Origin of the sequence: Methylobacterium trifolii (assembly GCF_022179685.1) — a bacterium.
Classification (GTDB): Bacteria; Pseudomonadota; Alphaproteobacteria; order Rhizobiales; family Beijerinckiaceae; genus Methylobacterium; species Methylobacterium trifolii.
Genome location: NZ_BPRB01000053.1, coordinates 1 through 18270 on the forward strand (window position 1 = coordinate 1; position 18270 = coordinate 18270).

An 18270-nucleotide genomic window follows, 5' to 3' on the forward strand; every position below is an offset into this window, starting at 1 on the left:
ATCGTTTCCGTTTTCGATCGGTCGGGCAAGGGCCATGTTGGCGTCGTCAAGACCGGCCGGCGGCCCCGGCGACCCGACCCGGAGCATGCTCCAGGTCCTTGTTTTCGCATGATGTCCAGGAAAACCGGGATCCGCTTTTCCGCATCATGCTCTGGAGGAGGAGTCCCATGTCCCAGAGCGGCATCCACCACGTCACGGCCTTTTCCGGCGCGGTCCCGCGCAACCTCGACTTCTACACCGGCCTGCTCGGCCTGCGGCTGGTCAAGAAGACCGTCAATTTCGACGATCCGGGCACCTACCACCTGTATTACGGCGACGAGGCCGGCCGGCCGGGCACGATCCTGACCTTCTTCCCCATCGCGCACGCGGCGCCGGGCCGGGTCGGGATCGGGGAGACGCAGGAGACCGCCTTCCGCGTGCCCCGCGCCTCCATCGGCTGGTGGACGCACCGCCTCGTCGCCCGCGGCGTCCCCCACGATGCGCCGGAGCCGGTGTTCGGGCAGACCACGCTGCGCTTGCGCGACCCGGACGGGATGCGCCTCGCCCTGGTCGGCGTCGCCGATTCCAGCGAGGCCCCGGCCCGGAGCGGTGGCGACGTGCCGGCCGAGCACGCGGTCCGCGGCTTCCACGGCGTCACGCTGCTGCTGCGGGAGGCCGGCCCGACCGGGGCGATCCTGACCGACGTGCTCGGCTTCCACGAGGCCGGGAGCGAGGGCTCGTCCACCCGCTACGCCAGCGGCGCGGAGAACGGCGGCTTCGTGACCGTGCGGGCGGCCGGCGATTTCCTGCGCGGCCGGCAGGGGGCGGGCTCGGTGCACCACGTCGCCTTCCGGGCGGCGGACGATTCCGCCCAGGCCGCGATGGCCGAGGCGCTGACCCGGCGGCACGGCCTCGCCGTGACGGAGCAGCGCGACCGCCAGTACTTCCGCTCGGTCTACTTCCGCGAGCCCGGCGGCGTGCTGTTCGAGATCGCGACCGACGCGCCGGGCTTTGCCGTGGACGAGGCGCCCGAGTCCCTGGGCACCGCCCTCAAGCTGCCGGCCTTCCTCGAACCGCACCGCGCCGGAATCGAGGAGGCGCTGCCCGCGATCGCCTGACCCATCCCCGTCCCGCCCCGGCGGGACGGGGCCTCCCGTCCTCCCGCTGCCTTGCGAGTCCGCCATGACCGGCCACAGCCTCGGCCTCATCCACCGTTTCGAGCCCGGCTTCGAGGCCGGGCGCCCACCCCTCCTGCTGCTGCACGGCACCGGCGGCGACGAGGCGGACCTGCTGCCGCTGGGCCGCAGCGTCGCGCCCGGCGCCGCACTGCTCTCCCCGCGCGGCGCCGTGCTGGAGAACGGGATGCCGCGCTTCTTTCGGCGGCTGGCCGACGGCGTGTTCGACGAGGCGGACGTGCGCGCCCGGGCGCAGGAACTCGCCGACTTCATCGCTGCCGCCCGGAGCACCTACGGGCTCGCGGCCCCGGTGGCGCTGGGCTTTTCGAACGGGGCCAACATCGCCGCCGCCCTGCTGCTGCTGCGCCCGGAGGCCCTGGCGGGAGCCGTGCTGCTGCGGCCGATGCGGCCGCTCGCCGACCCGCCCGAGGCGGAGCTTTCGGGCAAGGCCGTCCTGATGCTCTCGGGCGCCGCCGATCCCATCGTGCCGGCGCAGAACGCCCGCGCGCTGGCCGGCCTGCTCGAAGCGGCAGGCGCCCGCGTCGAGCACACGGTCCTGCCGACAGGGCACGGCCTCACGCAGACCGACGTGGCCCTGGCGAAGGGGTGGCTTGCACGGCAGGAGGGGATGCGATGACCGTTCCGCCAGGGCTGTGATCCGGCGGGCGCCTTGACGGAAATACGCTTCAAGCGCAGTCTGTCCGCGTGGATTTCGATTGGCACGATGAGAAGAGCGAGGCGTGCCGCCGCGATCCCAGCCGTGGCTTCGGCTTCGACTATGCCGCGCGCATCTTCGCAAGCCCGGTCATCGAACGTGTCGACGATCGTCGGGATTACGGCGAGCTGCGGATTCAGGCGATCGGCGAGGTCGACGGTCTCCTCTACTTCGTCTGCTACACCGATCGCGTCATCGACGGCAGCGACGTCCGGTGGATCATCTCAGCGCGCCGCGCACACGAGAAGGAGCGACGGCGATGGCTAGGCGGTCCCTGAGCGAACTGATGCGCACGCCTCCGGACGTGGATTGGGAGCGCATCGGGAACACCACGGAAGCGGACATCCGGCGCCAGGCTCGCGCGGATGGCGACGATCCGGACGAGGAGCCGGAGGGCTATCTCCCGGTCCCCTCCGCCAGGGACCTGCGCCGTGCCCTCGACATGACGCAGGCGGCCTTCGCCACCCTCCTGCGCGTGCCGATCGGGACGGTGCGGAACTGGGAGCAGGGACGGACGCCTCCCGATCCCGCCGCACGCACGCTGCTGATGCTCGTCGCGGCAGACCCGAAGCACGCCCTCTCGGTGCTCGGGCGGCGGGCCGGGGGCCTGTCGGCCGGGCAGAGCCGTGCCAAGCGGCTTGCATGATTGCACATTTGCATGACGGTGAAAGACCGTCCGCGAGACCACGCCCATGACCGACGAACCCCACGGCCTCGACCGCGGCCTGACCAATTACGGCGACCAGGACTTCGCCCGGTTCCTGCGCCGGTCCTTCGCCCGGTCCATGGGCCTCTCGCCGGGCCTGCTCGGCAAGCCGGTCGTCGGCATCGCCATGACGCCGTCCGGCTTCAACAACTGCCACCGGGGCATGCCCGAGCTGGTCGAGGCGGTCTCGCGCGGGGTGCTGGCGGCCGGCGCCCTGCCGCTGGCCTTCCCGACCGTGTCCCTCGGGGAGGTTTTCCTCAACCCGACCAGCATGATGTACCGCAACCTCATGGCCATGGACACCGAGGAGATGATCCAGGCCCAGCCCATGGACGCCGTCGTCCTGATCGGCGGCTGCGACAAGACCGTGCCGGCCCAGCTCATGGGGGCGGCCTCGGCCGGTCTGCCGGCGATCCAGGTGGTCACCGGCCCGATGTCCACCGGGCGCCACAACGGCCAGCGGCTCGGGGCCTGCACCGATTGCCGCGGATTCTGGGCGAAGTACCGGGCCGGCACGGTCGATGCCGAGGAGATCGCGGTGGTGGAGGGGCGCCTGTCGGTCACGGCGGGGACGTGCGCGGTGATGGGCACCGCCTCGACCATGGCCTGCATCGCGGAGGCGCTCGGCATGTCACTGCCCGGCACCGCGGCGATTCCGGCCGTGCATTCGGACCGCCTCGTTGCGGCCGAGGAGACCGGCCGCGCCGCCGTCCGCCTGATCGAGACGAAGATCACCCCGCGTCGGGTCATCACGGAGAAATCCGTCGAGAACGCGGTCCGGGTACTGATGGCGCTGTCGGGCTCGACCAACGCCATCGTGCACCTCAACGCGATCGCCGGGCGGCTGGGCATCCGCATCCCCTACGCGCGCTTCAACGCGATCTCCGACGCGACGCCGGTCCTGGTGGACCTGAAGCCCGTGGGCGAGGGCTACATGGAAGACTTCCACGCCGCCGGCGGCATGGGGGCGCTCCTGCGCGAGTTGCGTCCGCTGCTCCACCTCGACACGGTGGACGTGGAGGGGCGGACCTTGGCCGAGCGCCTGGACGAGCCGGCGGGCTGGGTGGACCGCCGCGTGATCCGCGCCTTCGACGACCCGGTCTCGCCGGTGGGCGGGCTCGTGGCCCTCTCCGGCAGCCTCGCGCCGGACGGGGCCATCTTCAAGCGGGCGGCGGCGACCCCGGCCCTGTTCGAATCGGAGGGGCGGGCGGTGGTGTTCACTGGTCTCGAAGACCTCTCCGCCCGCATCGACGACCCGGACCTCGACGTGGAGCCGGGCGACGTGCTGGTGCTCCAGAACGCCGGCCCGCACGCGGCCGGGATGCCGGAGGCGGGCTACCTGCCGATCCCGAAGAAGCTGGCGCAGGCCGGCGTCAAGGACATGGTCCGCATCTCCGACGCGCGCATGTCCGGCACGGCCTTCGGCTCGATCGTGCTGCACGTGGCGCCGGAGGCCGCGATCGGCGGTCCGCTGGCCGCCGTGCGCGACGGCGACCGCATCCGCCTCTCGATCCGCGACAAGCGCATCGACCTGCTGGTCGCGCCCGAGGAGATCGCCCGGCGCCTTGACGGCTTCCGCCCGCCCCCGGCCCCGGCCCGCGGCTACAAGGCGCTCTATCGCCGGACCGTGACGCAGGCGCCCGAGGGCTGCGACTTCGATTTCCTGATGGGAACGGGCGAGCCCGGCTGAAGGCGCTGCGGATCGATCGCGGCCTCCCGATCGGATCAGCCCGCCTCCGGCCCGTGGTGGCCCGTCTCGGCGACGTGGTGGTCCACGATGGCGTCGAAGGAGGCGTCGGCCCGGAAGCCGAGGGCCAGGGCGCGGGCGGTGTCGAAGGCCTCCGGCCAGGTCTCGATGATGCGGGCCACCGCCGCGTCGGGCTCGCGCCGGATCAGGGCCACGGCGGCGTCGCCGCCGACCCGGCGCAGGGCCTCGATCTCCTCGGCGACGGTGGCCGAGATGCCGGGCATCGTCAGGTTGCGGCGCAGGCCCAGGGGCGCGAGGTCGATGCCGGCCGCGTGGACGAGGAAGCCCGTGGCGGCCGCGGGACTGGCGAACCAGTGGCGGACGGTGTCGGCCACCGGCAGGATCGCGGGCTGGCCGGCGAGCGGCTCGCGGATGATGCCGGAGAAGAAGCCCGAGGCCGCCTTGTTCGGCTTGCCGGGGCGCACGCAGATGGTGGGCAGGCGCAGGCCGATGCCGTCGATGATTCCGCGGCGGCTGTAGTCGGCAAGCAGCAGTTCCCCCATCGCCTTCTGCGTGCCGTAGGACGAGGCCGGCGTGAGCCCCCAGTCGTCGCCGATCACCGGCGGCAGGGGCTGGCCGAACACCGCGAGCGACGAGGTGAAGACCAGCCGCGGCCGGTAGCCCTCCGCCTCGCTCAGGCGGCGGATCGCCTCCAGCAGAAGGCGGGTGCCGTCGAGGTTCACCCGGTAGCCGAGTTCGAGGTTCGCCTCGGCCTCCCCCGAGACCACGGCGGCGAGGTGGACGATCAGGTCCGGCCGGCCGGCGACGGCCGCGTCGGCAGCCCCCGGCACCGAGAGGTCGGCGGCCTCCGCTTTCACCGTGCCGGAAAAGCCCTCCGGCGCCTGCGGCTGCAACACGTCCACGAGGGTGAGGGCGTCGAGCGGCTGTCCGCCGACCTGGCCGTCCGCGACGAAGGCGGCGGTGAGGCGGCGGCCGATCATGCCGGCGGCGCCGAGGATCAGGGCATGCATGGGATCGTCCTCATACGAAATCCGATTGATCGCTTCGCGATGCGGCTTTCGGCGTCGCTCAGGCGCCGCGCGGGCTTCGTGAGACCGCGTCCGCTTTCATCAAGCGGACGCGGTCTCACGGCATCAGGTCGAGGGCGCGGGCGAAGAAGTCGCGTCCGCCGAAATTGCCGGACTTGAGCGCCAGCAGCATCGGCTCGGCCGCGCCGGCCGTGCGCAGGACCGGCACGCCGGCCGCGATCTCGGGGCCGACCAGGAAGGCCCTGAGGCCCAGATGGTCGACCACCGCGCCGGAGGTCTCGCCGCCCGCGACAACGAGGCGGCGCACGCCCCGCGCGACCAAAGCCGAGGCGATCCGCGCCAGGGCCGATTCGATGGCGTGGCCCGCCCGCTCGGTGCCGTGCCGGCCCTGGAGGGCGCGCACCGCGTCGGGGCTGGCGCTGCTCGCGATCAGAACCGGGCCGGAGGCGAGGCGCTCTGTCGCCCAGGCGAGGGCGGCCTCGACCTCCGCGTCCCCGTCGAGGAGCTTTTCCGTGTCGAGGCGCAGCACCGGCATGATCGCCTCCGCCGCTTCGATCTGGCCGAGCGTCGCCTGCGAGCAGCTTCCGGCGAGGCACGCGGCATGGCCGCCGACCGCGCCCGCGACGGCACTGCCTGCGGCGTCGGTTGCGCCGCGTCCTTGCGCCACCAGGGCGCGCGCCAGGCCGAGCCCGAGGCCCGAGGCGCCGACGGAGACCTTTCGCGCCAAAGCCGCCCGCCCGAGGACCTCCAGGTCGGAATCGAAGATCGCGTCGGCGATGGCCCCGCCGTTGCCCTCGGCCGCCAAAGCGTCGAGGCGCCGGGCCACCGCATCGGCTCCCTGCGCCACGGTGGCGACGTCGATGAGCCCGACCGGCTTGCGGCTCTGGCGGGCGAGCACCCGCACGAGGTTCGAATCCCGCATCGGGTTGAGGGGATGGTCCTTGAGGGGGCTCTCGTTCAGGGGCGTGGCGCCCACGAAGAGGTGCCCCTGGTAGACGCTGCGGCCCGTCTCCGGGAAGGCGGGGGTGACGAGCGCGATGGCCTCGCCCGCATCCTCGCGCAGGGCGTCGAGGACGGGGCCGATGTTGCCGGCATCCGTCGAGTCGAACGTCGAGCAGACCTTGAACAGGATGTGCCCGGCCCCGCGCCCGCGCAGCCACGCCTCCGCCTCGCGGGAGCGGGCCACGGCCTGCTCGGCCGGGATCGACCGGCTCTTGAGGGCGACGACCACGGCGTCGACTTCGGGCAGCGACAGGTCGTCTGCGGGGATGCCGATGGTCTGGACGGTGCGCAGGCCCGCCTTGGTCAGGGTGTTGGCGAGGTCCGAGGCGCCGGTATAGTCGTCGGCGACGCAGCCGAGGGCGAGGCTCATCGGGGGGCTCCCTGCACGGCGCGGTAGGGCGCGAACCAGCCGAGGCCCTCGCGCGTGCCCGCGGCCGGGTTGTACTCGCAGCCCACGAACCCGGCATAGCCGAGCCGGTCGAGTTCCGCGAACAGGAAGGCATCGTCCACCTCGCCGGTGCCGGGCTCGTGCCGGTCCGGCACGGAGGCGGTCTGGACGTGGCCGACGATGGGCATTAGCGCCCGCAGCCGCATGGTCACGTCGCCGTGCATGATCTGGCAATGGTAGAGGTCGAACTGGAGCTTGAGGTTCGGCAGGGCGAGGTCGCGGATCAGGGTCGCGGCACGCCCGAAATCGTCGAGGAAATAGCCCGGCATGTTGCGGCCGTTGATCGGCTCCAGGACGAGGTCGAGCTTGGCGTCCGCCAGCCGCCCGGCCGTCCAGGAGACCGCACGCCGGTAGGCGTCGGCGGCGGCCGGGTCGTTCGGGTCGGCGAGCCCCGCCATAAGGTGGAGGCGTGCGACGCCCGTCGCCTCGGCGTAGCGGAGCGCCGTGGCGACGCCCGCCTTCACCTCCTCGAAGCGCTCGGGCAAGGCGGCCAGCCCGCGCTCGCCCTTGGCGAAGTCGCCCGGCGGCAGGTTGAACAGGGCCTGGGTCAGGCCGTTGCGGGACAAGCGCTCGGCGATCGCCTCGGGCGGATGCTCGTAGGGGAACAGGAACTCCACCGCGTCGAAGCCCGCATCCGCAGCAGCCGCGAAACGGTCGAGGAACGGGTACTCCGAAAACATCAGGGTGAGGTTGGCGGCAAAGCGGGGCATCGGCGCGTCCTCAGGATTTCGGGCCGGGGAGGGTGGCGCCGGAGACCTGCGCGTAGAGGCGGGCCACCGAGGCGTCGTCGTCGCGGCCCATGCCGGAGCCGGAGGCCATCAGGAACATCTGCAGGGCGGCAGCGGCCACCGGCACCGGGTACTTCTCCACGCGGGCCATGTCCTGGACGATGCCGAGGTCCTTGACGAAGATGTCCACGGCGCTCTTCGGGGCATAGTCGCCGTCGAGCACGTGCGGCATCCGGTTCTCGAACATCCAGGAATTGCCGGCCGAGGCCGTGATGACCTCGTAGACTTTGGCGAGGTCGAGGCCCTGCTTGGCGGCAAAGCTCATGGCCTCGCAGGCCGCGGCGATGTGCACGCCCGCCAGCAACTGGTTGATCATCTTGAAGGCGGCGCCCTGGCCGGCGGCGTCCCCCAGTTCGTAGAGCGTGCCGGCCATGGCATCGAGGGCGGGGCGCGCGCCGTCGAAGGCCGCCTTCGAGCCCGAGGCCAGGAAGGTGAGGTCGCCCTCGGCCGCACGGACCACGCCGCCGCTCATCGGCGCGTCGAGGTAGTGGCGGCCCGTGGCCTCCAGCCGGGCCGCGAGGCGCCTGGCGACGGCCGGGTCCATGGTGGCCGAGGACACGAAGACCGCGCCCTCCGGCATCGCCTCGGCCGCGCCGTCGGGGCCGAACAGCACGGCCTCCGTCTGCGCGGCGTTGACCACGACGCAGATCACCACGCCCGCCCCCGCCGCGGCCTCGGCCGGGCTGTTCGCAGCACGGCCGCCCCCTTGCGCGAAGCGCGCCACGGCCTCCGGGTTCACGTCGCAGGCCGCGACCGTGAAGCCCGCCCGCAGCAGGGACCGGGCCATGCCCGCCCCCATCGAGCCGAGCCCGATCACCGCGGCGTGGCCGCGCGTCGCATCGTCCGTCATGGCAGGAGGCTTTCGGTCAGCGGTTGACGAGGTGCTTGGGGGTGACGAACACGCAAGCCGCGCCGATCACCAGCATCACGGCCAGCGCATACATCCCGGCCGCCGTGCTGCCGGTGGCGTCGCGCAAAGCCCCGATCGCGTAGGGGCTGGCGAAGCCCGCGAGGTTGCCCACCGAGTTGATGAGGGCGATGCCGGCCGCCGCCCCCGCGCCGCTGAGGAAGGCCGTGGGCAGGGACCAGAACAGGGGGGCGCAGGTGAGCACGCCGCCGGCCGCGACCGACAGGAAGATGATGGCGACCACCGTGCTGCCGGCGCTCGCCGCCACGGTGAATCCCACGGCGCCGAGCAGCGCCGGGACGATCAGGTGCCAGCGGCGTTCGCGCATCCGGTCTGCGCTGCGGCCGAGCAGGATCATCACGACGACGGCGAACAGGAACGGGATCGCGCTGACGAGGCCGATGTTGAGGTTGCCCTGGACGCCCGACGCCTTGACGATGGTCGGCATCCAGAAGGTCAGGCCGTACTGGCCGGTGACGAAGGCGAAGTAGATCAGGCTCATGAACCAGATGCGGCCGTTGCGGAACACGGTGGCGATCGAGTGCGGGCTCGATTCCTTGCCGGCGCCGTCCAGAGCGATGTCGCGCTCGATCACGGCCTTCTCCCGGTCGTCGAGCCACTTGGCTTCGCTCGGCCGGTTGTCGAGGTAGAGGAACACGGCCACGCCGATGAGCACCGCGGGCACGGCCTCGACCAGGAACATCCACTGCCAGCCCGACAGGCCGTAGGCGCCGTTGAAGGCGTCCATGATCCAGCCCGAGAGCGGGTTGCCGAGGATGCCGGAGACGGGGATGGCCGCCATGAACACGGCGATGACCCGCGCGCGCCGATGGGCCGGGAACCAGGAGGTCGTGTAGAGGATCACGCCCGGATAGAAGCCGGCCTCGGCAAGACCCAGCAGGAAGCGCATGATGTAGAAGCTGGTCGCCGAGTTCACGAACATGAACGCGCCCGAGATCACCCCCCAGGTGATCATGATCCGCGCGATCCAGACCCGCGCGCCGACCCGGTGCAGGATGACGTTGCTCGGCACCTCGAACAGGAAGTAGCCGATGAAGAACACGCCCGCCCCGAAGCCGTAGACGGTCTCGCTGAAGCCGAGCTCCTGCGACATCTGAAGCTTGGCGAAGCCGACGTTCACCCGGTCGAGATAGGCCACGACGTAGCAGAGCATCAGGAACGGCACGAGGCGCCAGAACACCTTGCGGTAGGTCTGGTCCACGAAGCTCGTCGGCACGACGGCCCCCTCGGCCGCGGCGGCTTGCACGGACATGGCGTTCTCCCTGACGGACGCCGTTCCGGCATCCGTATACGACTCGTCGCCGCTCGTTCCGGCAGCGCTCGAATCAGGCTTAGTCGTTTTTGGCAGCGCTGCCAATCCGGTTGTGGGTGACAGGATGCATTGCTATGTCGGGCTGGCCCGCTCGTGCCGGGCGGGAGCCAGGGCATGAACATCCACCAGCCGCCGGGGCGCCTCGTGACGCTGGCCGACGTGGCGCGGGAGGCGGGCGTCGGCGAGAGTACGGTCTCGCGGGTTCTGCGCAACCAGGGTTCGTACTCGAAGCGCGCCGGCGAGCGCGTCGCGGAGGCCGTGGCGCGCCTCGGCTACGTGCCCAACCGCGTTGCCGGGAGCCTGGCCGGCAACGCCGCCTCGGCCGGCTCCCAGCTCGTCGGCATCGTGATCCCGTCGCTGGCCAACATCGTCTTCCCCGACCTCCTGAGCGGGCTGACCACGGCGCTCGACAGCACCGGCTTCCAGAGCGTGATCGGCGTCAGCGACTACGATCCCGACCGGGAGGAGGCCTTGGTCGGGGCGCTCCTGTCCTGGCGCCCGACCGCCCTGATGGTCACGGGGCTGGAGCACAATCCCGGCACCGTGGCGCGCCTGCGCGCCGGCGGCATCCGCATCGTCGAGATGATGGACGTGGACGGGCCGGGGCTCGACATCGTCGTCGGCGTCTCGCACCGGGCGGTGGGCCGGGCGAGTGCGGCCCACCTCCTGGCGCGGGGCTACCGCCGGATCGGCTATGTCGGCCACGACGTCACCCGCGACCTGCGGGCGGGCAAGCGCCTGGCCGGTTTCGAAGAGGCCCTGGGGGAGGGCGGGCAGCGCCTGCGCGACCGCGAGATCATGGCCGGGCCCTCCTCGGCCGCCGCGGGGCGTGCGGGACTGGACCGGCTGATGGCCCGTCGTACGGACCTCGACGCGGTCTACTTCTCCAACGACGACATGGCGCTGGGGGGCTATTTCGGCTGCCTCGCCAACGGCTGGGCCGTGCCGGGGCGGCTCGCCCTGTTCGGCTTCAACGGCCTCGACATCGCCGCCGCGATGCCCCAGCCCCTCTCGACCATCCGCACGCCGCGGCTCGCGATCGGGCGCGTGGCCGCCGAGCGGCTGGCGGGCAACGGACCGGCCGAGACCGTCGACCTCGGCTTCGAACTCATCGCGGGGGCCACGGTATGAGCGAGAGCACGCTGCGGGAGGACATCTGCCGCTACGGCCGCTCCCTGTTCGAGCGCGGGCTGACGCCGGGCTCGTCCGGCAACATCTCGCTCCGGCTCGACGACGGCGGCTGGCTGGTGACGCCGACGAACGCCTCCCTCGGCTTCCTCGACCCGGCCCGGATCGCGCGGTTGGATGCCGCCGGCACCCTGCTGTCCGGGGACAAGCCGACCAAGGAGATCCCCCTCCACACCGCCCTCTACGAGAGCCGGACGGAGGCCCGCGCCATCGTCCACCTGCACTCGACCCATTCGGTCGCGGTCTCGATGCTGCCCGAGATCGACCCCCGGGCGGTGCTGCCGCCGATGACGCCCTATTACTTGATGCGGACCGGCGGGACGGCGCTCGTCCCCTATTACCGGCCGGGCGACCCGGCGGTCGCGGACGCGATCCGGGGCCTGGCCGGCCGCTACGGCTCGGTGCTGCTGGCCAACCACGGCCCGGTCGTGGCCGGCGAGAGCCTGGAGGGGGCGGTGTTCGCCACCGAGGAACTGGAGGAGACGGCCAAGCTCTACCTGCTCCTGCGCAACCTCAACCCGCGCTACCTCAGCCCCGCCCAGGTCACGGACCTCGTGGACCATTTCGGCCTGACCCTGCCGGAGCACGACCACGGGCACGGGTGACCTCCCTGAATCCGCGGATCGGCACGCCGGCCTGTCACGCGACGGTCGCCACCGTCTGCTTCGGTCCTCCCGACTACAAAAACCGGAGCCCGCGATGTCCGTCCCTCGACACCTCACCCGCCGCGAGACCGTCGCGGGCGCGGCCCTGCTCGCCCTGTCGGCGGCCTCCGGGCCCGCGGCCGCGCAGGCGGGCGAGGCCGTGGGCGTGGTCTACGCGGCGGGGCCCGACGGCGCGCGCGGGCGGGGCCTGGCGGACGTCCTGGTCTCGAACGGGCGCGAGGTCGTCCGCACCGATGCGGAGGGCCGCTACCGGCTGCCGCTCGACGGGGACGGCATCGTCTTCGTGATCAAGCCGGCGGGCCATGCCCTGCCGTGCGATGCCGACAACATCCCGCGCTTCTCCTACGTCCACCAGCCCGGCGGCTCGCCGAAGGGCCTCGGGCTGCGCTACCGCGGCCTCGACCCGACCGGGCCGCTGCCGGCCGCGATCGATTTCGGCCTGACCCGGGTGGAGGAGCCGGACGCCTTCGACGTGGTGCTGTTCACCGACCCGCAGCCCGAGAGTCCGGTGGAACTCGGGCACGTGCGCGACACCGCCGTGGCGCGGGTGCTGGGGACCGGGGTCGCCTTCGGCATCACCACGGGGGACGTGCTGTTCGACGACCTCTCGTTCTATGCCCGCTCGAACCGGATCGTCGGGCGGATCGGGGTGCCGTGGTTCCACATCGGCGGCAACCACGACCTGAACTTCGAGGCCCCGGACGCCCGGCACAGCCGCGAGACCTGGAAGCGGGTCTTCGGGGCGCCGACCTACGCATTCCACCACGGGCGCGCCCTGTTCGTGATGCTCGACAACGTGCGCTGGCTCGGGGGCGGCTCGGACAAGGGCGGCGGCGCCTACGAGGGGCGGATCGGCGAGCGCAGCCTGGCCTTCCTCGCCAACCTCCTGGAGCAGACGCCCCGGGACCGGCTCGTGGTGCTGGCGATGCACATCCCGCTGCACACCGACACCGCTCCGAACGATCCCCGCAACACCACCGTGGACCGCGAGGCCCTGCTGGCCCTCCTGAAGGGCCGCAAGGTGCTGAGCCTGGCCGGACACACCCACACCACCGAGCACCACTATCTTGCCGAGGACCACCATCACCACGTGCTCACCGCGGTCTCGGGCTCGTGGTGGAGCGGGCCGGCCACCCGCACCGGCATCCCCTCGGCCGACAGCCGCGACGGCACGCCCAACGGCTTCCATGTCCTCTCGATCACCGGCACGGACTACACGACGCGCTACCGCAGCGCGCAGGGAGAGCCCGACGAGGGGATGCGGATCGCCCTGGAGAGCCAGTTGCGCGGGGGCGCCCCCGAGGTGCTGCGCGACTACCGGCCGATGCAGACCCTGCGCTCGCCGGTGCCGCAGGAGGCGCTTGCCGCCACCGACCTCGTGGTCAACGTCTTCGACGGCGGCCCGCGCACGCAGGTCGCCTACCGCATCGACGACGGCCCGTCCCAGCCGATGAGCCGCACCCGCCGGCCCGACCCGTTCGTGGCCGAACTGTTCGCGCGCTATCCGGAGACGAAGAAGCCCTGGGTGAAGGCCGAGCCGTCGAGCCACATCTGGGTGGCCCGCCTGCCCGCCGACATCGCGCCGGGCGGCCACCGCATCACGGTCGACGTCCGCGACGAGTACGGCCGGCCCCTGCGCTCGGCCATGGTGCTGGAGGTCGGCTGATTGTTTTGCTTTTGTCCCTCCCACGCAGTGACTACCGGCTTCACACATCGCTTCCAGGACGTGCCACGGCCCAACCGCAGGCCTCTCCTCCCCCTTGTGGGGAGGAACCGGAGGTGGGGGTGGCGCAGGAGGCACCGATGCACTCGATCCTGAACCACCCCCACCCCTGACCCCTCCCCACAAGGGGGAGGGGAACCGCGTTCCGGAACAGAGACTTAGAGCGCACTCCGACGAAGTGGATGCCGGTTCGTCGCGAAAGTGCGCGTCAAAACAAAAGCTTAGAGCCGTGACCCGACCCAACGTGGTCGGGCACGGCTCTAGCGGGCCGCGAGCAATGTATGAATCCGTCATCCCACTGAGGGGGGATGGCAGCGTCGCGTCCGTCCGAGACGAAACCGCCAATAAGTAGCAAACAATCAGGCGGCGAGCTGGCGCGCTTCGTGGCGGCCTTCCTGGACCTCTTCGATGATCTTGGCGGAGAAGGCGTCGAGGTCGCCGGGGTTGCGGCTGGTGATGATGCCGTGGTCGGTCACCACCGCCTGGTCGTGCCAGCGGCCGCCCGCGTTGATCACGTCGGTGCGGATCGAGGCGAAGGAGGTCAGGTCGCGGCCCTTCACGGCGCCGGCCTCGATCAGGAGCCAGGGCGCGTGGCAGATCGCGGCCACGACCTTGCCGGAGGTGAGGAAGGCGCGGATCACCTCCAGGGCCTTGGCCTCCAGGCGGAGCTTGTCCGGGTTGATCTGGCCGCCGGGCAGGACGAGGGCGTCGTAGGCCGCGGGGTCGATGTCCTCCAGGTCGTGGTCGACGGCGACGTTCTTGCCCCAGTCGGTCTTGTCCCACCCGCGGATGGATTCCTTGTGCTCGCGCGATTGCGGCGCGACCACGTGGACCGTGGCGCCGGCCTGCCGCAGCCTGGATTGCGGCACGGTCAGTTCGGTCTCCTCGAAGCCGTCGGTGGCGAGGATCAGGATCTTGGCGCTGGTGATGTCGGGCATGGCGGTGCCTCCGTTCTTGTTGGTCTGGAACGGCAACCGGCCCGTGGCCGCGGCGTTCCGCGGCCACGGCACAAGGCTGGGTTGCACGGGTGTCGCGCGGCCCGATCGTGGGGAACTCCCGCGAAATCCGTTTCGTTGACCCGGCATCCCCCACCGATCATGGAGACAGGCAATGGCCAACCCCGGCCTTCCGACTCCCGACCCCGCCCCGGGCGATCTGCCGCCGCCCTCGGCGCCGGACGACCTGCCCGATATCGGCCCGACGGGTCCGCGCACGCCCTATCCCGTGGACGATCCGGGCATCGACGAGCCCGGCGGTCCGGGTTCGGAGCCCGACGTGTTCCCCGGCGCTCCGACCGATCCGGGCGTGCGGATGTAGGGCCGGACCGTTCAGTGGCCCCCGTGCGAGGCACGCACGTCGCGCGGGGCGCTCAGGATCTCGGAGAGGCTCGTCGCCACGTGACGGGCCTCTTCGTCCGTCAGGCGCAGCTGGAACGGGGGCAGGGCGCCCGCCTGGAGGGCGACCACCGCCTGCCCCTGCTCGTCGGTGCCGACCTCGATGGCCGAAGAGGTCACGTCGAGCATCGCGATCTCGTCCTCGCCCAGTTCCTCGTTGATGTCGGCCTCCTCCGGCTCGTCGATGGCCGTGAGCAACTGGCCGACCGCGCGCATCAGGGCACGGGCCGCGCGGGCATCCATCACCACCGCGGTGGCCTGATCGTCCTTCTGGAACGAGAGCTGGATGTTCGCGCCCTCCAACGAAACCGAGATGCCTGCCATGATCGCCTAACAGCCTGAATCCATGCCCGTATATGCACCGCGGGAGGGCCGATTCACAGTCCTTGCGGGCGTCGTCCCCGGCTGTGCCCGGTCCTTGCCGCTGCGGCGGCGGCGCGCATCCGGGCGTACCGTCTTGTCGCCGCCGCAAGGGACGCCTACATAAGTCCGTGGTGGGCAGACCCCGAGCCGGACGCTGTCATAGACGTCGCGCGCCTCGTGCCCCGCCACCGCGTGTCTCTCGCGAAACGCCCGCTGCGCCGTCGTGGCCAGGGGGAGAACTCCCGGTCATCGAGAGTGTCGCGGGATGCACGAAACACACCGCACAGAAAACGTCGATCGCGTCGCGACCCAAAGTCGTGAACCTTCGGCCAATGGACGATACGAGGTACTATTCCGTGAATACCGGCACCGTGAAGTGGTTCAACGAGACCAAGGGCTACGGCTTCATCCAGCCCGATGATGGCGGAAAGGATGTGTTCGTTCACATCTCGGCCGTCGAGCGCGCAGGCATGCGGAACCTGATCGAAGGCCAGAAGGTCTCCTACGAGATCCTGACCGACAAGCGCAGCGGCAAGGACGCGGCGGACAACCTTCAGGCCGCCTGACGCAGCCGAGGCCGCGGGACTCCGGGTCTGAGACCTGCGGGAGCCCGCTCACGCGGCCGTATCCACGGCCGAAACCATCCGGCGCTGCCACAAGAGGCCGTGCCGGACGGCAAAGACAAGATCAAGCGTAGAAACAGACCGGCCCCGCGATGGAGCGGACAAGCCGGCACCATCCAGAAAAGACACACGAAAACACATGTTGTTCGAGTACACCCGACGCCGTAGCATCCGGTCGCCCGTCACCGACGCGCCGACCTTCAAGGTGAAGCACCTGACGCAGACCGCGGCCACCGATAAGCCGACGGTCGACCTCAGCCACCTCATCGACCGGTCCTACAACTACCATTCCCCGCGCGAGCTGCATTGGCACCTCGCCGACCGCCTCGGCCTCGCGCCGGCCGCGCTCGCGGTGCGGGAAGCCGCAGACGCCTGAAACCGTGTCCGCTCGATAATGGCGGATACGGTCTCACCAAGCCCGCGTGGCGCGTGAGCGAACCCGAGATCCCCGTCGCGAAGCGATCGATCGGATCTCGTGTGAGACGCTTTCCGCCCGTCGCCCTCGATCGTCGAGGGCGGACCGATGGAGCGGCCGGTCAGGCCCCCCGATTCCAGCCGGCGATGACGGGATCGCGCAGCCCATGGGGCACCGCGATGAGTTCGCCGTGGACCGGATCGGCCCGGTTGTAGCGGGTGGGCCGGCCGGCCATGTCGCTGACCGAGCCGCCGGCCTCCCGCAACACCAGATCGGCCGCGGCCAGATCCCAGTCGCGGGCATTGGACGAGATCAGCCCCACGTCGATGCTGCCCTCGGCCACGCGTGCGACGCGCAGCGCGAGCGAGGGCACCCGGTCAATGCGGATGAAGTCCGCTTCTCTTCCCTCCGCACTCACCCCGCGCCCGAGACGGTCGAACATCGGCTTCGGGCCGGTCACGCGCGCGCCGGGCAGGCCGGCCTGCCGCGACACCGCGATCGGCGTGCCGTTGCAGGTCGCCCCCAGTCCCTTTCTTGCCTCGTAGTCCTTGCCCCCGGCCGGCGCGTGGACGAACCCGATCACGGGCTCGCCAGCGGCCAGGAGCGCGACGGCGATCGACCAATCCGGATGCCCCGACAGGAAGGCGCGGGTGCCGTCGATCGGATCGACGATCCAGACCAGTCCGCTGTCGAGCCGGGCCGGGTCGTCGGCCGTCTCCTCCGACAGCCACGCGGCCTCCGGCACGATCTGGCTGAGGCGGATCTTGAGGAAGGTGTCGACCTCGACGTCGGCCTCCGTCACCGGCGAGCCCCCGGCCTTCGACCAGGTGCGGGCCGAGGTGTTCGTCCCCAAGCGGAAATAGGGCAGCGCGAGGCCGGCGGCCTCGCGCATCGCCTCGCGCAGGGGCGGCATGATGGCGGAGATGGCCTCGGCGGTCATCGGGTCGGGCATGGGGGTCCGATCGGGGTGGCGCAGGCGCGCCCGACCGGCGCGACCCGCCCCTGGCGTGCGGGGCGCCCGGCCGCCCGAGCGTGGCGGGAGACGAGGGTCCGTTTGTACGGTGCCGGGAAAGCCGCCACAAGGATCGCATCGCCACACCGGGGATGCATTCGAGTCTGCGCAATCGACGCAAGGAAGCGTTGAGCATTCCCGACACAACAGCCGCGTCCAGATTCGCTTAACGCTGGCTCTTAAGGCCCCTGGAGGGGGTTAGACGCGATTTTGCTTGGCATAACGGACGGCCCGACAGGGGCTGCCACTTGCAACAGGGCGTCGGGCAGATGAACACTTTCCAGACCATGGATCGGAACCACGCCGAGCATCCCCAGGGCGCCCGCATCGTCGATGCCGCGCCGGCCTACGCCGCCTCTCCCCTGCCGGTGATCGGCGGGCAGGCGCATGCAGCCACGGCTGCCGGCATCGCGCTCACCTTCGCCGGCGAGGCGGACGGGGCTTGCGAAAACGCCGGCGCCGAGGACCGCTTCTGCCTGATCCTGGTCGATGCCGAGGGCGGCGAGCTCTCCCGCCTCGGCCCGTTCGGGGAGGACGAGGTGGTCGCCGTGTGGCGCGACATCGCGGGGCGGGCCGGCCTGGTACGCATGATCGTGCGGGAGGACGGCGTGCTGGCCCCGGTCTCGCAGCAGATCGGCCGCCTGGTGCTGGGCCGGACCAAGTTCCGGCGCCGTCACGGCTCCCTCTGCGAGCGTCGCCCGCGCTTCCTCGCCCGCCGCAAGACCGGCCGCCTGCCGGTGCGCCCGCAGATCCACCGGGGCGAGAGCGAGATCATCGCCCGCTCGTGAAGATTCCTAGCCCGGCCAGCCCTGCACGAGGGCGTCGGCGCTGAGCCCGGCGAACAGGATCAGGCCGGCCGCGCGATTGGCGCGGAACAGCGCCAGCGCCCCGCGCCCGTCGCGCTCCCGCAGCACCAGAACCTGCCAGGTCAGATGCGCGGCGAACGCCGCGATCCCGAGATAGCCGACGGGCCCGGCGCCCGCCCGCCACGCGGACAGGCCGACCAGCAGGACCGCGAGCCCGTAGCACAGGGCGACCGCACCTTTCAGCCGCGCGCCGAACAGGCGGGCCGAGGAGCGGATGCCGGCGATCTCGTCG

Annotated in this window: 20 protein-coding genes and 1 pseudogene; 12 read left to right on the forward strand and 9 right to left on the reverse strand. The window is 71.4% G+C overall.

The window, feature by feature from the left end; translation table 11 throughout:
* Positions 1-167 precede the first annotated feature (167 nt).
* From COGEMETH_RS04500 to COGEMETH_RS04520, 5 genes are all read left to right on the forward strand, one after another.
* On the forward strand, positions 168-1097 hold the full coding sequence (locus tag COGEMETH_RS04500) for a ring-cleaving dioxygenase (RefSeq protein ID WP_238181412.1): 930 nt from the start codon (positions 168-170) through the stop codon (positions 1095-1097).
* A 64-nt stretch (positions 1098-1161) separates the two neighbouring features.
* Positions 1162-1791: an alpha/beta hydrolase gene (locus COGEMETH_RS04505; protein WP_238181413.1), complete on the forward strand. Its 630-nt coding sequence runs from the start codon at positions 1162-1164 to the stop codon at positions 1789-1791.
* Between the two features lie 68 nt (positions 1792-1859).
* The gene (locus tag COGEMETH_RS04510; protein WP_238181414.1) at positions 1860-2147 is read left to right on the forward strand and encodes a BrnT family toxin; all 288 of its coding nucleotides are present in this window, start codon (positions 1860-1862) and stop codon (positions 2145-2147) included.
* Positions 2129-2515 carry a helix-turn-helix domain-containing protein gene (locus COGEMETH_RS04515; RefSeq protein WP_238181415.1) on the forward strand — a complete coding sequence of 129 codons (387 nt, stop codon included), beginning with the start codon at positions 2129-2131 and terminating at the stop codon, positions 2513-2515. The genes COGEMETH_RS04510 and COGEMETH_RS04515 overlap by 19 nt, the downstream gene beginning before the upstream one ends.
* Before the next feature lie 46 nt (positions 2516-2561).
* Positions 2562-4265: a dihydroxy-acid dehydratase gene (locus COGEMETH_RS04520; RefSeq protein WP_238181416.1), complete on the forward strand. Its 1704-nt coding sequence runs from the start codon at positions 2562-2564 to the stop codon at positions 4263-4265.
* A gap of 35 nt (positions 4266-4300) precedes the next feature.
* Here the strand turns inward: COGEMETH_RS04520 and denD are convergent, their stop codons facing one another.
* The 5 genes from denD to COGEMETH_RS04545 form a co-directional block, all read right to left on the reverse strand.
* Entirely contained in the window at positions 4301-5293 is a 993-nt protein-coding gene (gene denD / locus COGEMETH_RS04525) for a D-erythronate dehydrogenase (protein ID WP_238181417.1), read from the reverse strand.
* 115 nt (positions 5294-5408) lie between these two features.
* Entirely contained in the window at positions 5409-6683 is a 1275-nt protein-coding gene (otnK, locus tag COGEMETH_RS04530; RefSeq protein ID WP_238181418.1) for a 3-oxo-tetronate kinase, read from the reverse strand.
* Complete coding sequence (otnI, locus tag COGEMETH_RS04535; protein ID WP_238181419.1) at positions 6680-7471, reverse strand: 2-oxo-tetronate isomerase; 792 nt, start codon at positions 7469-7471, stop codon at positions 6680-6682. The genes otnK and otnI overlap by 4 nt, the downstream gene beginning before the upstream one ends.
* Positions 7472-7481: 10 nt before the next feature.
* Positions 7482-8399: an L-threonate dehydrogenase gene (gene ltnD / locus COGEMETH_RS04540; protein WP_238181420.1), complete on the reverse strand. Its 918-nt coding sequence runs from the start codon at positions 8397-8399 to the stop codon at positions 7482-7484.
* 16 nt (positions 8400-8415) lie between these two features.
* Positions 8416-9729: an MFS transporter gene (locus tag COGEMETH_RS04545; protein ID WP_238181421.1), complete on the reverse strand. Its 1314-nt coding sequence runs from the start codon at positions 9727-9729 to the stop codon at positions 8416-8418.
* 174 nt (positions 9730-9903) lie between these two features.
* Between COGEMETH_RS04545 and COGEMETH_RS04550 the strand changes: the two genes are divergently transcribed.
* The 3 genes from COGEMETH_RS04550 to COGEMETH_RS04560 all read left to right on the forward strand — a co-directional run bounded on the left by COGEMETH_RS04550 (position 9904) and on the right by COGEMETH_RS04560 (position 13308).
* Positions 9904-10920, forward strand: a complete 1017-nt coding sequence (locus COGEMETH_RS04550; RefSeq protein ID WP_238181422.1) for a LacI family DNA-binding transcriptional regulator — start codon at positions 9904-9906, stop codon at positions 10918-10920.
* Entirely contained in the window at positions 10917-11582 is a 666-nt protein-coding gene (gene otnC / locus COGEMETH_RS04555) for a 3-oxo-tetronate 4-phosphate decarboxylase (protein WP_238181423.1), read from the forward strand. Before COGEMETH_RS04550 ends, otnC begins: the two co-directional genes overlap by 4 nt.
* Before the next feature lie 94 nt (positions 11583-11676).
* Entirely contained in the window at positions 11677-13308 is a 1632-nt protein-coding gene (locus COGEMETH_RS04560) for a calcineurin-like phosphoesterase C-terminal domain-containing protein (protein ID WP_238181424.1), read from the forward strand.
* A gap of 416 nt (positions 13309-13724) precedes the next feature.
* Here the strand turns inward: COGEMETH_RS04560 and COGEMETH_RS04565 are convergent, their stop codons facing one another.
* Positions 13725-14303: a type 1 glutamine amidotransferase domain-containing protein gene (locus tag COGEMETH_RS04565; protein ID WP_238181425.1), complete on the reverse strand. Its 579-nt coding sequence runs from the start codon at positions 14301-14303 to the stop codon at positions 13725-13727.
* Positions 14304-14475: 172 nt separating this feature from the next.
* On the opposite strand from COGEMETH_RS04565, the gene COGEMETH_RS04570 reads away from it, so the two are divergent.
* Positions 14476-14682: a hypothetical protein gene (locus COGEMETH_RS04570; RefSeq protein ID WP_238181426.1), complete on the forward strand. Its 207-nt coding sequence runs from the start codon at positions 14476-14478 to the stop codon at positions 14680-14682.
* Between the two features lie 11 nt (positions 14683-14693).
* Here the strand turns inward: COGEMETH_RS04570 and COGEMETH_RS04575 are convergent, their stop codons facing one another.
* Entirely contained in the window at positions 14694-15083 is a 390-nt protein-coding gene (locus tag COGEMETH_RS04575; protein WP_238181427.1) for a hypothetical protein, read from the reverse strand.
* Between the two features lie 395 nt (positions 15084-15478).
* Between COGEMETH_RS04575 and COGEMETH_RS04580 the strand changes: the two genes are divergently transcribed.
* Together COGEMETH_RS04580 and COGEMETH_RS04585 are read left to right on the forward strand one after the other, a co-directional pair.
* Complete coding sequence (locus tag COGEMETH_RS04580) at positions 15479-15688, forward strand: cold-shock protein (RefSeq protein ID WP_238181430.1); 210 nt, start codon at positions 15479-15481, stop codon at positions 15686-15688.
* A gap of 196 nt (positions 15689-15884) precedes the next feature.
* Positions 15885-16121 carry an AsnC family transcriptional regulator gene (locus COGEMETH_RS04585; RefSeq protein ID WP_238181428.1) on the forward strand — a complete coding sequence of 79 codons (237 nt, stop codon included), beginning with the start codon at positions 15885-15887 and terminating at the stop codon, positions 16119-16121.
* A 160-nt stretch (positions 16122-16281) separates the two neighbouring features.
* Here the strand turns inward: COGEMETH_RS04585 and COGEMETH_RS04590 are convergent, their stop codons facing one another.
* The gene (locus tag COGEMETH_RS04590) at positions 16282-17112 is read right to left on the reverse strand and encodes a 3'(2'),5'-bisphosphate nucleotidase CysQ (RefSeq protein ID WP_238181429.1); all 831 of its coding nucleotides are present in this window, start codon (positions 17110-17112) and stop codon (positions 16282-16284) included.
* A 347-nt stretch (positions 17113-17459) separates the two neighbouring features.
* Between COGEMETH_RS04590 and COGEMETH_RS04595 the strand changes: the two genes are divergently transcribed.
* On the forward strand, positions 17460-17960 hold the full coding sequence (locus COGEMETH_RS04595; RefSeq protein ID WP_238181431.1) for a DUF6101 family protein: 501 nt from the start codon (positions 17460-17462) through the stop codon (positions 17958-17960).
* 6 nt (positions 17961-17966) lie between these two features.
* On the opposite strand, the pseudogene COGEMETH_RS04600 reads toward COGEMETH_RS04595, so the two are convergent.
* Positions 17967-18270 (reverse strand): annotated as a pseudogene (locus tag COGEMETH_RS04600) (4-hydroxybenzoate octaprenyltransferase); the annotation flags it as partial.

What these genes read in the sequence shown, in the direction of transcription:
- COGEMETH_RS04500 (WP_238181412.1), top strand. Translation starts at nt 168, where the DNA reads ATGTCCCAGAGCGGCATCCACCACGTCACGGCCTTTTCCGGCGCGGTC.
- COGEMETH_RS04505 (WP_238181413.1), top strand. Translation starts at nt 1,162, where the DNA reads ATGACCGGCCACAGCCTCGGCCTCATCCACCGTTTCGAGCCCGGCTTC.
- COGEMETH_RS04515 (WP_238181415.1), top strand. Translation starts at nt 2,129, where the DNA reads ATGGCTAGGCGGTCCCTGAGCGAACTGATGCGCACGCCTCCGGACGTG.
- COGEMETH_RS04520 (WP_238181416.1), top strand. Translation starts at nt 2,562, where the DNA reads ATGACCGACGAACCCCACGGCCTCGACCGCGGCCTGACCAATTACGGC.
- denD (WP_238181417.1), bottom strand. Translation starts at nt 5,293, where the DNA reads ATGCATGCCCTGATCCTCGGCGCCGCCGGCATGATCGGCCGCCGCCTC.
- otnK (WP_238181418.1), bottom strand. Translation starts at nt 6,683, where the DNA reads ATGAGCCTCGCCCTCGGCTGCGTCGCCGACGACTATACCGGCGCCTCG.
- otnI (WP_238181419.1), bottom strand. Translation starts at nt 7,471, where the DNA reads ATGCCCCGCTTTGCCGCCAACCTCACCCTGATGTTTTCGGAGTACCCG.
- ltnD (WP_238181420.1), bottom strand. Translation starts at nt 8,399, where the DNA reads ATGACGGACGATGCGACGCGCGGCCACGCCGCGGTGATCGGGCTCGGC.
- COGEMETH_RS04545 (WP_238181421.1), bottom strand. Translation starts at nt 9,729, where the DNA reads ATGTCCGTGCAAGCCGCCGCGGCCGAGGGGGCCGTCGTGCCGACGAGC.
- COGEMETH_RS04550 (WP_238181422.1), top strand. Translation starts at nt 9,904, where the DNA reads ATGAACATCCACCAGCCGCCGGGGCGCCTCGTGACGCTGGCCGACGTG.
- otnC (WP_238181423.1), top strand. Translation starts at nt 10,917, where the DNA reads ATGAGCGAGAGCACGCTGCGGGAGGACATCTGCCGCTACGGCCGCTCC.
- COGEMETH_RS04560 (WP_238181424.1), top strand. Translation starts at nt 11,677, where the DNA reads ATGTCCGTCCCTCGACACCTCACCCGCCGCGAGACCGTCGCGGGCGCG.
- COGEMETH_RS04565 (WP_238181425.1), bottom strand. Translation starts at nt 14,303, where the DNA reads ATGCCCGACATCACCAGCGCCAAGATCCTGATCCTCGCCACCGACGGC.
- COGEMETH_RS04570 (WP_238181426.1), top strand. Translation starts at nt 14,476, where the DNA reads ATGGCCAACCCCGGCCTTCCGACTCCCGACCCCGCCCCGGGCGATCTG.
- COGEMETH_RS04575 (WP_238181427.1), bottom strand. Translation starts at nt 15,083, where the DNA reads ATGGCAGGCATCTCGGTTTCGTTGGAGGGCGCGAACATCCAGCTCTCG.
- COGEMETH_RS04585 (WP_238181428.1), top strand. Translation starts at nt 15,885, where the DNA reads ATGTTGTTCGAGTACACCCGACGCCGTAGCATCCGGTCGCCCGTCACC.
- COGEMETH_RS04590 (WP_238181429.1), bottom strand. Translation starts at nt 17,112, where the DNA reads ATGCCCGACCCGATGACCGCCGAGGCCATCTCCGCCATCATGCCGCCC.
- COGEMETH_RS04595 (WP_238181431.1), top strand. Translation starts at nt 17,460, where the DNA reads ATGGATCGGAACCACGCCGAGCATCCCCAGGGCGCCCGCATCGTCGAT.